At 41.7% G+C, this 12,558-nt stretch carries 15 protein-coding genes; 1 reads left to right on the top strand and 14 read right to left on the bottom strand.

Annotated elements, in window-relative coordinates; all coding sequences use genetic code 11:
* Positions 1–96: 96 nt before the first annotated feature.
* Entirely contained in the window at positions 97–1,287 is a 1,191-nt protein-coding gene (locus OU792_RS15615) for a histidine decarboxylase (protein ID WP_274670664.1), read from the bottom strand.
* Positions 1,288–1,451: 164 nt separating this feature from the next.
* On the opposite strand from OU792_RS15615, the gene OU792_RS15610 reads away from it, so the two are divergent.
* Entirely contained in the window at positions 1,452–2,951 is a 1,500-nt protein-coding gene (locus OU792_RS15610; RefSeq protein WP_274670663.1) for a sulfatase, read from the top strand.
* Positions 2,952–3,025: 74 nt separating this feature from the next.
* Here the strand turns inward: OU792_RS15610 and OU792_RS15605 are convergent, their stop codons facing one another.
* From OU792_RS15605 to OU792_RS15545, 13 genes are all read right to left on the bottom strand, one after another.
* Positions 3,026–3,778 (bottom strand): DUF3667 domain-containing protein, encoded by a 753-nt coding sequence (locus OU792_RS15605; RefSeq protein ID WP_274670662.1) that lies wholly within the window; start codon positions 3,776–3,778, stop codon positions 3,026–3,028.
* A 51-nt stretch (positions 3,779–3,829) separates the two neighbouring features.
* Positions 3,830–4,243, bottom strand: a complete 414-nt coding sequence (locus OU792_RS15600; RefSeq protein ID WP_134199964.1) for a hypothetical protein — start codon at positions 4,241–4,243, stop codon at positions 3,830–3,832.
* 190 nt (positions 4,244–4,433) lie between these two features.
* Positions 4,434–4,853 (bottom strand): hypothetical protein, encoded by a 420-nt coding sequence (locus tag OU792_RS15595; RefSeq protein ID WP_134199963.1) that lies wholly within the window; start codon positions 4,851–4,853, stop codon positions 4,434–4,436.
* 49 nt (positions 4,854–4,902) lie between these two features.
* The gene (locus tag OU792_RS15590; protein WP_274670661.1) at positions 4,903–5,457 is read right to left on the bottom strand and encodes a TetR/AcrR family transcriptional regulator; all 555 of its coding nucleotides are present in this window, start codon (positions 5,455–5,457) and stop codon (positions 4,903–4,905) included.
* A 21-nt stretch (positions 5,458–5,478) separates the two neighbouring features.
* On the bottom strand, positions 5,479–6,384 hold the full coding sequence (locus tag OU792_RS15585; protein WP_274670660.1) for an ABC transporter substrate-binding protein: 906 nt from the start codon (positions 6,382–6,384) through the stop codon (positions 5,479–5,481).
* Between the two features lie 100 nt (positions 6,385–6,484).
* Positions 6,485–7,609: a Fic family protein gene (locus OU792_RS15580; protein WP_222584241.1), complete on the bottom strand. Its 1,125-nt coding sequence runs from the start codon at positions 7,607–7,609 to the stop codon at positions 6,485–6,487.
* A 297-nt stretch (positions 7,610–7,906) separates the two neighbouring features.
* Positions 7,907–9,223: a DUF6090 family protein gene (locus OU792_RS15575; RefSeq protein ID WP_274670659.1), complete on the bottom strand. Its 1,317-nt coding sequence runs from the start codon at positions 9,221–9,223 to the stop codon at positions 7,907–7,909.
* 349 nt (positions 9,224–9,572) lie between these two features.
* Positions 9,573–10,121: a YceI family protein gene (locus tag OU792_RS15570; protein WP_274670658.1), complete on the bottom strand. Its 549-nt coding sequence runs from the start codon at positions 10,119–10,121 to the stop codon at positions 9,573–9,575.
* Positions 10,118–11,083 (bottom strand): DUF5777 family beta-barrel protein, encoded by a 966-nt coding sequence (locus OU792_RS15565; RefSeq protein ID WP_274670657.1) that lies wholly within the window; start codon positions 11,081–11,083, stop codon positions 10,118–10,120. The genes OU792_RS15570 and OU792_RS15565 overlap by 4 nt, the downstream gene beginning before the upstream one ends.
* Positions 11,080–11,532: a Rieske 2Fe-2S domain-containing protein gene (locus tag OU792_RS15560; protein ID WP_274670656.1), complete on the bottom strand. Its 453-nt coding sequence runs from the start codon at positions 11,530–11,532 to the stop codon at positions 11,080–11,082. The genes OU792_RS15565 and OU792_RS15560 overlap by 4 nt, the downstream gene beginning before the upstream one ends.
* Positions 11,533–11,815: 283 nt before the next feature.
* The gene (locus OU792_RS15555) at positions 11,816–11,989 is read right to left on the bottom strand and encodes a hypothetical protein (RefSeq protein ID WP_274670655.1); all 174 of its coding nucleotides are present in this window, start codon (positions 11,987–11,989) and stop codon (positions 11,816–11,818) included.
* A gap of 146 nt (positions 11,990–12,135) precedes the next feature.
* Positions 12,136–12,321, bottom strand: coding sequence for a hypothetical protein (locus tag OU792_RS15550; RefSeq protein WP_134199953.1), 186 nt, complete (start codon positions 12,319–12,321; stop codon positions 12,136–12,138).
* A gap of 26 nt (positions 12,322–12,347) precedes the next feature.
* A partial coding sequence (locus OU792_RS15545) for a hypothetical protein (protein ID WP_274670654.1) occupies positions 12,348–12,558 on the bottom strand: 211 nt, incomplete at its 5' end.

Genomic DNA, 12,558 nt, shown 5'->3' with positions numbered 1-12,558 from the left:
CCAGTAAAAAAGGTTCAGAATTCAGAGTCTTCATTTTCCCAGCTTACTGCTTCTCACCGATTTTTGAAGAAAAAAGCCAACTGGCATTATCGCAGATCACCATCTGTTTTCCATAGTTTCTCGAAGCACGGCACAAAATTCGTCGATTTTATGACGATTGATGTGCTGCATGACTACCACATGGGCCTTGTCTTCTTGCGTCGCCAATTGATATTTTTTGACGATTGCGTCTTGTGGCTTTTTGAAGGTGACGATGATTTGATTAGGATTATAGGCTACATCTGGATAATTGAAAGACTTCAATTTCTCATACAGATAGTTAGCATTTTCTATACAGGTTTCAGCTTCTCTTTTGAAGCCTTCGACTCCCTTTTTTTGAATAATATACCAGAAGTTGATGGCTAGAAATCCATTCCTCGAACCGCTGATCGTGGTATCGTGGACTTCCAAATAAGGCACCCAGCTTGAATTTTTGAAGGTTTTGTCCTGCAGTTCCTTGGAGGAAAGGAAAATGCCGCATGGATGGATCGTTCCGGGAAACTTGTGCCCGGAGATCGCAATACTGCTTAGGCCATTTTGAAAGAGGTTTTCTTTGTTTTCTAGAAAAGGATAGATAAAACCCATCAATGCTGCATCAGCATGGAGAAAGACGTTTTCTTGTTTTATGCCGAGTTCTTTGAAGACTTTTTGTACCTCACTCAATTGATCCATCCCCCCTGTCATGGTCGTGCCGATGTTCAAGTTGATGACCAGTCCATAATTGGAATTTGTAGCATGAATTTCTGAAATTACATCTTTGAGATGGTTATAGCTCATCTCGCCCGACTCCTGACTTTTTATCTTTCGTTGCTTTATATCCAGTAAGTGAGCGTTTTTTGGAATGGAGTAATGACTCGATTCTGAGAATAAAAAATAGGGTTCTTTGTTTTGGAGCTTGAAGTAGTCTCTTCCCATGTAGGCCCCGTAAAGGTTTCCCTCGGTACCACCGCTGGTGATATAGCCCCAATGATTTTCTAATTCATACAAATCTGCCACAAAGGCCAGTACTTCTTTTTCAAATTCCTTGGTGTGCATTTTGGAATTCCCATGAATGGAGGGGTCGCCGGCATTGTTCAGGTGCAATTTGGCGAGGCCGCTTACGCCCAGAATCGCGAGATCATTATTTTGGGGGATTTCAGGGTAACCAAAATAGGTCACGGAGTTTCTGATTTGCTCAGCAAGAAATTCAGCTAGGCGAATCTCTGCGGCAGTCTGGGCTTCATATTGTGCTTGGGTCTCTATTCTCATAGTTCACAAAGGTCTGAGTATTTGATAGAATTAGCAAAATGCCCAGAAAATCATCTTATTTTCTGGGCTGGCTTTTTTTGTAAAATTTAAGTGGGATTAATTGATGAGGGGCTTTTCCGTCTCGATTGATAGCAGTATTTTGTTTAGAACTTAAGTTCTCAAAAATGACCGATTTCCACCATAGAGGTAAATTTTCACAGATTGTTAGTCTATTACTGGTTTCTTATTTCATGTTGCTTTTTCAAAGCATTGCTCAGGAAAGGGACCCTCTCAATGTGCTTTTTATTGCGGTGGATGATCTGAGACCGGAGTTGGGCGCATATGGAAAAGCCTATGCGATCACACCGCACATGGATCGCTTGGCTAGTCAAAGTTCTCTTTTCACTAATCATTATGTCACCGTTCCGACTTGTGGAGCGTCGCGTTATAGCTTGTTGGTAGGAAAGCTTCCCCAATCCCGTCAGGACCTGAGCAATATGGCGGCGGTGAATCAATTGGCGAGAAAACCAGAGTCTGAGCGAAGAAAAACCTTTATTCAGGATTTTCGGGAAAAGGGATATTATACGGTAGGAATTGGCAAAATATCCCATCATCCTGATGGCTATGTATATGAATATGACCAGCCAAAGAGTGATTTGATAGAGCTGCCGGGGAGTTGGGATGAAATGCTTTTTAATCCCGGAAAGTGGGAGACAGGACACAATGCCTTTTTTGGCTATGCCGATGGAAGTAATCGCACAGATCGAAATAAACAAGTCAAGCCTTATGAAATGGCTGAAGTATCCGATGATGGCTATGCAGATGGACTTTCTGCCCAGCTTGCCATCACTAAGCTTCAGGAGCTTAAAGCCAAAAATCAGCCTTTTTTTCTCGGAGTTGGCTTTTTCAAACCCCACCTTCCCTTTACCGCTCCTAAAAAGTACTGGGATCTTTATGATCCGGAAGAAATACCCCTTGCACCATTTCCTGCTATTCCCCAAGGCTCTTCTAGGGCTAGTCTTATACAAAGCGGTGAATTCAATCAATATGCCCTGGGTGAAGAAAAAGCTGGATTGGATCAGGCCGTCTCAGAGGATTATGCCCGAAAGCTTCGGCATGCTTATCTGGCATCCGTGAGCTATGTGGATGCTCAGATTGGGAAAGTTTTGGACGAGCTGGAGCGATTGGGTTTGGCTGAAAATACGGTGATCGTACTTTGGGGAGATCATGGCTGGCACTTAGGCGATCAGCTGGTTTGGGGTAAGCATACCCTTTTTGAATCTGCTTTGCGGTCGGTGCTGATGGTCAAAGCGCCAGGAATTCCAGCCGCCAAGATTAAGCAAGTTGTCAGTACCCTGGATATTTATCCTACACTTTTGGACTTGACCGGAAATGCTGATGATTCTGATTTGGATGGAAAAAGCCTGGTCGGTCTTATGAAAAATTCTCAATCAGAAAATTGGCGAAATACGGCTTACAGCTATTTTAATCAGGGGATTTCTTTGCGCACGCCGACCCATAGGTTGACGCAATATTTCCGATCTGAATCGCAGGAATTCGAACTTTACGATTTGATCCAAGACCCCAATGAAACCCAAAATATTGCTTCTTATTCCCCTCAGGTTTTTGGGGTTTTGAAAGCGCTATTGGATGCCGGGAATACCGGGCTTTTTGAAGATCAATAAGCTTTATACTTTACAGGAACTGAGATTTTGGGCTGAAGGGAGACAGCGCTAGGCAGTCGAAGTGATCCATATGATTAAGCCTTATTGGCGATTGTGATAATTGCCATTGCAGCAAACAAAAGTATAGCACCGAAAAATGCATAAAGCAAATAAGTCAAGAGTGTTCTAAAGACTCGGCCTGAGGGTTTGGCTTGGTTAAATAAGAACCAAAATACCCAAATCGTATAGCCAAGAGAGAATATGATGGAGATGTTCTCAAAAAATTCATTTTGGAAAATAGCCTCGCCTAGAATGCATAGGGAATAAAAAAGTGCCTGTTGACCCGTGATATAGCTATTGATGACGATGTGCTCTAGATAATTGTAGCCAAACTTTCGGAATGATAGAAAGGAAGCAAAAGAGTAAATCGGAAGTAAGAAAAGGGTGGATAAACGATAATTTTTCACAAACCAAGCAAGAACTATCTCGGCATTACTCTCTTGGTCAAAGTCTGATGCTCCAGACATCCAACCCGAATAAAAATCATCTAGCCAAGTACTTTGATCAGTTAGCTCGGCCAAAAGAAAGTAAACTGTCGAAAGGGTCAATAAGAATGCGAAGGGCTTGAAATAGGGCTTTCGCTTTCCCTTAAGGAAGTTTCTTAAAGAGACCCCAGGTCTTACTACCATCTCCCAAATGGTGAAAAATAAACCTCGGTCTATCTGAAAGACCGTTGTGGACAGCTCTTGAAGAAAGTTCGAAAAATTGATTCTGCCTACCTGCCGGCTTTGACCACAATGTGCACAAAAGTTGCCTTCTACCGGATTTCCGCAATTCTTACAGTTCATCTTTTGGGATTAGAAAACTTAATCTACCAAAATTTTTGAAAAAGGGATTTATTACAACTGCTCCAGCGTGATTCGATTTTCGGATTCATCACTAATCTCCCGAAAGGTAACCCGCCCGAAGCCCAAAACGATCTGATACCATTCTCCATTCAGGGTTTCAAAAAGAGGATTTTCTGAAAAAGAAATCTCAAACTCTGCTCGTCCATTCTCTCGGCGAGTAGACCAACTTCCTTCATCGAGTAATTGGGTCCCACGATATGCTTCTACCTGACCATTTGGGATAAAATTGAAATTAATCCCCTCGAAATTATTGGCTTGGTCTTGTCCATTCACCTCGAAAAAGGTCACCTGCCACTGACCCTCTGTCAGTGTATCAAAAAGGTTTTCATCTGAGCGAGGCGCTTGCCCATCTTCCGTGCAGGATATCAGAATTAAGCAAAAGAGCAGGGAAAACAATCGAGTCATTAATTGGGCTTTTTCGAAGATAAACGAATATAGCTTTTTGAAGTTTTATCTTTTGTTTTCCATATGTCTTTCTAGCCAATAGACAAATGCCTCGTCTGATTGGATTACTAATTTTATTTAGGTTAAAAGCCATACGGAAGTGCTTTACCCTTGCGAAACTAGTCCGAATTTTTCCTCCAGCACCGAAAATTCAGCTTTTGGCTGGCCTCCAAAGTGGACCTACCGCAATCACTAGGATGATTACATTAAAAAAGGCATTGATGGCATTTCCGGAAGTAATGGATCCTAAACTATCTAAAAAAAACCAAGCTAATACGCCAAAGAGAATAGCCTTTCGGGTTTCTTCAGGGGCTTTGTCATATACCCACTTTCTCAAAAACCAGATACAGACTCCCCATCCAAAAAGAAAGCCACCTGTCAATGCGGATAGAAAGCGTGTGGTGGAAGCCTCAAAATTTTCGACACCATCAAGTGGCCAGCTAAGGAGGTCCATGGTCCACTCGGCCGGAGCAGCAGTGGAAATCATCGTGCCTAAAAAAAAGACCGGGGCAAAGCTTGCTACCACCAAGGAGGTGATACCAAGCCAAAATTTATGAAACTTCTGTGTCATGATTGGAAGGTTTTGATGACACGAAGTTATATCGGAGGGAATCGAATTATTAGTCGCTACCGTCCAACGGGCTCGTAAAACTTGCCGAAATACGTTTCAAGTTTTCAAAATAGGACTCGAGCCATTCTGCTGTGAAATTCTCGGGGTTTATTTGTAAGAAAAAATTCTCCAAAGCCAGATCAAAAATCCCCTCTGCTTGCTTAAAAGTCAGAGGGAGTTTGCTGTCCTTCAACCAAAGGAGGATAAAATCCTTTCCGATGAGTTGATTGGAGATCATTAAGGTATGGCTATAGCTGGACTGATGGGCATTGATTCGAAGCTGTCGGTTGAAAAGGATGTCCGTCTGATGCTCCAATAAGATTTGGATCAGCTCGGGATCGATACTTTGGGCCATTCGCTCCTTCTCTGCAATGATTTTGGACTGTTGAAGGTGATACTGCATCAGCTTTTCCACAAACCCTTCCAAATCGGCAAAGTGGTGATAAAAGGAGGATTTACTGATGCCCACCTGCTTGGCTAGCTGCTCAATATTCAGACCTATTTCACCATGAATGGAAAATAACTCATAGCCCTTCTTTACCCAGATTTTTTCTCTATTATTCACTAGTTTTTAGGTAATTTTCTCCTAAATCAGTTCGTTCGTAAATAAGTCTCTAGCCAGGACTTGAGAGGCTTCCAGACCCTTTTCCCGAAGCCAAGACAAAAAGATTTCCACACGCTTTGGATCCATTTTTCCCCAGTCTCCTTCCTTGCCAAAGTGAGGGGCGGTCAATCGCAGGGCCTCTAGCAAATCAATGTTTTGCTCATGCTCCGGCACCAAAGGCTGGAGGATTTTTACAGCCTCTTCTGGGTTATCTTTTGCGTATTGAAATCCCATTGCTGTAGCTTTTAGAAAGGAGTGGTAGGTATTTTTATTTTCTTCGATTTGATCCCCATTGCAAGCCAACACAGGAGAATAAGAATAAGGAATATGATAGTCAGCCAAGCGAAAACTCCGAAGCTCTGCTCCTAGGCTTTTCACTTGCACGCCCTCCCAATTCATAAATACCCAAGTCGAATCAAATTTCCCGGAAAGTACCGTATTCCAAATGCCCAATTTTTCAGGATAAATGACTTCGATGTCGCCCTTTCCTCCGTCATTTTTGATCATTTGCTGGACGATGCCATCCTCGTAGCGAGCCTCATAGGATGCATAGGTCTTGCCGTCCAAGTCTTTTGGTGATTGGATTTGGCTCTCCTTCCGCACTACGATGGCACTCAAGTCCTCTTGTAGAATCGCTGCAATGGCCTTCAGTGGAAAAGCCTCCTTTTTGGTCTGGTAGCTGATCAAACTTTCTGTGGGGCAAAGTGCAAAATCAGCCTTGCCCAATTCCACTTTCTTGGCAGGAGTCAGGGAATAATCGTCGGAAGAGGGATCTGAAATCTTCACTTGGATACCCTGATCGGCATAGAAGCCCTGGGCTTGTGCGATGAAAAAACCAATGTGATTAATATTAGGAGTCCAGTCCAAAGCTAGGTGGAGGGTGTTCATGCTTAAATCCTTTTTGGGTATAAACGATAAGCTGGGAAAAGGTTTTCGAGGAAAAAGTGTTCGGGGCCGTCCTCTTTAAATTAATTCCTGAATTTTTAAGCTATGTTTGCTTCTCATCAGCCAGCATTCCAACAAGCTCATAATTAGTACTCCTACCTCCAGCAGCTTCTTTTTGTAGGATTCCTTTGTCTATCAAGTCATTGATATCTCTTACAGCCGAGTCTTTTGAGCATTTTGCAATTTTGGCCCATTTGGATGAAGTGAGCTTTCCATCAAATCCGTCCATCAACTTATTCAATAATTTTCTTTGTCGTTCATTGATTGGGGTGTCTAAATGCTTTTGCCAAAACTCTGCTTTAAAGAAAACTCTTGTCAAAATAGTATCAGTCGATTTTAATGCGTTGATCAGGCAGTTTAAAAACCAAACAAGCCAATCTGTAATGTCTAAATTGCCCTTTTGCGTTTTTTCCAGCATCTCATAGTATTGCTTTCGTTCCATCCGAATCTGCGCCGACATGCTGTAGAAGCGTTGATTACTCTTATCAGATTGGGCAAGAATCATATCGGTCAATGCTCTTGTGATTCTACCATTTCCATCTTCAAATGGGTGGATAGTTACAAACCACAAATGCGCAACAGCGGCTTTTACAACCAATTCCATTTGTTGAGTATTAAACCAATCGATAAATCGGTTCATTTCTTCTTCAATCAAATCAGAATCAGGTGCCTGGAAATGAACCTTTTCTTTACCCAAGGCACCGGATACAACTTGCATCGGGCCTGAAGTATCTTTTCTCCAGTCTGCAACGGTGATCTTATATATTCCGCTTCTACCCGTTGGAAATAAAGCCGCATGCCAATCAAAAAGCCTTTCAGGATTTAGTGGCTCAAAGCAGTTTTGTGTTGCGTCAAGCATCATTTCCACCACACCTTCTACATGCCTATCTGATTCCATCGCACCTGCTATCTCCATTCCCAATCTTCGGGCAATAGAAGAACGTACTTGTTCAGGATTTAAAAATTCCCCTTCAATCTCTGAAGTTTTCAAAACATCCTGGGTCAATGTAGCCAGGAAAGCCTCATTTTTCAAATCGAAGCCCAATGTTTCCATTTTGCCTAATAGTCTTCCTTGTAAGTTTCTTGCTTCACTGAGCAACTCCAAAAAATCATCACTATTCCAAGTAAAGTCTGGCCAAGCAGCTTTCTGATAGATATAAGTTCCCATTCAATGCAAATTAGGCATCGAAAATGATCTATATTTCTCGCATATCAAAATTATTCGTCGCCTATTTTGCATCGAATATCAATTTATTCGTCGCAGGATTTCTTCTGAGACTAGCTAGCGAGGTTTTGCTTATTGAATGGATTTTTTACCAGAAGGATGACAAATAGAGGGTTGAAAATCAAATTTGATTCTAAAAGGGGATTTAGGAAAATATCGCATAGGTAGCTAGATAAAGCTGTAACCTCCAGCCTTTTGACTATTTGATATCAGGATAAAAAAAGTTTAGACCAAAGCTCCCTAGCGATACTCGATATCCTTAATCTCCACCGTTAAGGCCTTATTTTCCACAATGATGGAAGTGACAATGAAGAGTTCCTCGATTTTTGTAGGGGCAAAGCTTGCCAGTGGGATATCGTAATTTTTCCATTCCTTGGTTAAGGTCAGAGGAACTTTGGTTTCGCTCCCATCGGTTGGATTGGACTTGTCCTTCAAGGCGATTTGGATCGCTTCTCCCCCCTCAGTTCCTCTCATCTTGATACGAAGCGTGTCAAAGCTTGAAAAGTCTCTTATGCGATTGGGGTCAATGACACCATCACCCACATAGGAGTAATAGACTCCCCAGGCCTGCGGATAGAATTGAACGGCTGTCAGACTATCTAAAAACTGAATATTGACTCCTGTATTACCTTGGGCGCTCGCTACTCCATAGGAGTTGCCACTGGTGGTCACCCCGTTTCTCATAATTTTTGGATAGGGTCGATCACCGTACTCATCGTGTACAGCTTCCAGACTTTTCTTGATGTCCGGGGTAAAATTCTTACTTCTGCTCACAATCATTTGATGCAAGGCCCTTCCTGTTAGTATTAGGTTTTCATACTTGATGATGATATCATAATTCCATCGAAAAACAGGAATCAAAGTAGGGTGCTGTATGATTTCATCCATCAATCTCGGAAATCTTTCTCCGAATTCACTTCTCCAATCCTGAGTTCCCGGGCTAAAAAAAGCAAAGGTCCCTTCCAGTCCGGCATTTGCAAAATCTTCAAATGAGCTTTTCAGTCCGTCATTATAGTTGTTTTCAAAAATGATCAGTTCGTCCACCTGATTGTAATAATCAAAAAGAAGTATTTCCAAATCTGTACCCTGCAGTTGACTCAGAAAACCCGAGCTTTTCAAGGATTCAAATCCACTGAGGTTAGGAGTCAAATAGAGTAAGGACCAGGAATCATTGATCGCCCGGGCCATGAAATCAATATTTTCCACACTATATCGATCCTCAAAAGAGATATCTATGCCATAAACCTCTGAGGCAATTTGGTAATAATCTGGAGCCACCCGACGATTGACAAAATATACTCTCGGAAACAGCTCTAGTCGGGTTTTATTGATCCTTTCCGCTCGTCTCAGATCGCTTTCCAGATTTTGGGCAATGCTATTGAGGTAGCCTTCCAATGCTTCCTGATTCAGGCGCTTTTGGTTGGCATTGTTGATCTGGATCGCGATCAAGATACCGATGACCACTAGAATAATTTCTCCAAAAGCATACTTGAGGTATTTGCCGATTTTATTGCTTTCCAGCAGTTCGTAGCGAATTTTCCGAAAGAGTTTGATCATGGTAAAAAAGTGACTTGTCTATCCTCATGCAAGCTACACTTCTATCAATATAGGATGGCATTGGATAGATTACAATAAATTGGGTAAAATATTGGTTTTCAGAGCATAGATAGACTAATATTTTTTGAGGTATAAAGTCAGATGCTTTAGATTATGAAAAGCAAAATAGACTCCTTAAGGTTTTGAGACTTTTCCAAAAGAATGATACCTGTACCGATAACCCAATCTCTCGAGATCATGAGAAATTGTAAATTCTAAAAAATAAAAAAGCGAAGTTTTCGGCTTCGCTTTTAGTTTGTTTTAAGTAGAAAATAAGCTTCAGAGCACAAGCCCTAGCATTGATTTGAATCTATCTTTTGGCCAAGGACATTTTTCCCGATATATCGATTAATTCGGCGATTTTAGTGATCACCAAGGATGGTATTTCGATCTGATATTCCTCAGGCTTAACCTGAAACTTAAAGTCTAACCTCAGTTCGGTGCCATTCGAAACTACTTGGCCTTTTACAGTCACAGGTTTGCTTACTCCATGAATGGTCAAGCTTCCTTCTGCGGTGACAGGATAAGTTCCAGGAGTCTCTAGGTCCACTTGTTCTTTGATTTTTCCTTTGAAAGTAGCTGTAGGATACTTTTCACTCTCCATGTAATTTTCATTGAAGTGCTCCTGCATCAATTTGTTGGGAAAAACGAAGTCCGTGATTTTCATTTGAACCACTAGCTCCCGATTGCTGGAGTTGAGGATTGCTCCACTTTTTTTGTTTACAGCTTGAATGGTCTCTATGGGAGTATCCGAATACAAAGAAACCTCACCAAGTGTGGTTCCATATAGCGTCTGTGCATATACTTCCCCTACATGTAGGAAAAAGATCAGCATAAATAGATTGATAATCGATTTCATTTGTCTTTGTGTTTTGCGCCTTTATCAAAGCTGAATGTCCTAGCGATATTAAATCCGTAGAAAATATCTCCTTTTTCCCAAGCCCCAACTGTCTGACCAATAAACTGGTTTTCGATCATGCCACGGGAATTGGTGAAGTGAAGCTGAAATACGTGGCCTCCGGTTTCGATATCCACCCCGACGGAAATAGCATCATGGTATGGATATGATTTGCCGGTAGTAGCCTCATAAGTTCCGGGATCGGTGAAGGAATGATAATACTCTCCGGACAGCGTGAACCGTTTAGTCAATTTGTATCTTCCACCTACTCCCAAGGCCCAAAGGTCGTTAGCAAGGGAAGGGTCTTCCACCTTGTTGTAATGCAGGAATGTTGGCATTACCTGAAGAGAAAGCTTTTCATTTACTTTCCGAGCGATTAAAGTTTGGCCCCAATAGGAGTAGCGCTCAAGGTTGTTGTTGAAGCGCATTTCCGAGCCGGATTGCATTGCAAAGCCAGTCTCCATTGTATTGATCGCCCATCCTGCCAATCCGGTGACAGTTACGGGAAATTTATTGGACTGTCGGAAAAGTTTGTACTTGGTATAGACATCGTAAGTCTTATCCAGTGAACTTCTCCCTGCACCGATAAGCCATTGATCGGTCAGCCCATACTCGAGTCCAAGCCTGATTTTGGCCTCGTCCAAGCCAAAGAAATTAGCTAAAAACCCACTGTTTACAGCACCAAATCGGTGCGAAATCCAGAAGTTGAGGTGGTTTTTGGAAATGGTCTCGATGCTTTGCCCATTGATCAGTCTTGATGCTTTGAAAGTAGCCATGGTGTAAACCGGCTCCTTTGATTGCTCCTCATTCAAGATACTGAGCAAGTCATCCTGGGCTTTTGCTTTTGTCAAGCCAAATACTCCCAAAAAACCCAAAATCAAGATAGCTTGGAGGGTTTTTCTGAAGGATGCTATGGTCCTCATAAGAAAACTTTTAGCGTAGTACCGGTTAATTCCGTTGCGTAGTTTTTGATTCCTTTTGAACCCTTGGAATTCAATCCTTTGCCTGAGGTATCAAATCTCGCCCCATGCTCAGGGCAGTAGAATTCTCCGTTTTTGTAATAAACCTTCTTTCTTCCTTCGTGCGAACAAACTTGGGTCACAGCTGCAAAGTCTGTCTGAGATACCCTAGCAATCACGATACTATTCACAATGACATAGTTGCCTACCGTATTCAGTTTGGAATAGGCAGAGGTGCTGAGATCTAAATTCAATTCATTGGCAGTACCTCCAGTACCAGGTGGTAGTGTAGGTTCCATGCTCTCATTGACGCAGCTACTCAGTCCTGAGGCTGCGCAATAAACGGCGAATAATGAAGCTCCTTTTAATCCCAAAGATTTTAGAAACTCCATGCGACTCATTTTTTCTTCCATGGTAATAGAGTTTTGAGGTGATGTGTAAAGGTCGAGCTAAGTCTCTTTAGACTTCCTTAGCTAATTCTTAAAATTCGCTTAAAACGTCTTAGACGAATTAGTTTTCCCCTTTTCTATTAGTCTCCACTGGAGCTTGATTTGTAATCAAACGGTAATTTTTTTTATATAAATGTTTGATTTTCGGGTATAAGGTGATCAGTAGGAAGTCATATCATTAGAGGACTCCTGTCAGAAAATTCGCTCGTCTCAGATCGCTTTCCAGGCTTTGGGCAATGCTATTGAGTTAGCTTTCCAATGCTTCCTGATTCAGACGTTTTTGGTTGGAATTGTTGATCTGGATCGCGATCAGGATTCCGATGACCACTAGAATAATTTCTCCAAAAGCATACTTGAGATACTTGCCGATTTTATTGCTTTCCAGCAGTTCGTATCGAATTTTTCGAAAGAGTTTGATCATGGTAAAAAAGTGATCTGAAAGTCAATACATGCAAGCTACAATTTATCTTGACATATACGAATCAGGGTAGCTAGCAATTCATCCCTTAAAACCTTTGATAATCTGCTTTTTGCTTGGAAGAAGTTTCATGAAATTTATTGAAATGCTTAGATCATAAAAAGATAGAGAATACCCCAAAGAATTAAGCCTATGGCTAAGGTAAAAGACTCTAATCTTGCTGCTCTCCCAAATTCTCCTGAAGGTTTTTCGGGTCTATCCAAAAGAATTATTAAAAGGATAATACCTAATGCAATTAATCCTATCCCAATAACCCAATCCAAGACCTTTTCCATAAATCAGCATCTCTTTTTATTTCTGCCTAGCGCAGTTTTTTGAAAGCCTCCAATTGCTTGGGATCGGTGATTTTGGTGTTTGGAACGCACATACTGGTTCTGACCCGCCCTTGAGGATCGTAGTATGCAAAGACTACATATTCCGTGTCTTTAAGAAAGGAGGTATCACAGGAGCTCCAAGAAGAGTGTAGTCGTATATCATGCCCTTTTTTGACTTTTCCCTTGTACTTTTTGATT

This window comes from Algoriphagus sp. NF, assembly GCF_028823735.1.
Lineage (GTDB): Bacteria > Bacteroidota > Bacteroidia > Cytophagales > Cyclobacteriaceae > Algoriphagus > Algoriphagus marincola.
This window is presented reverse-complemented; position numbering and strand designations above follow the sequence as displayed.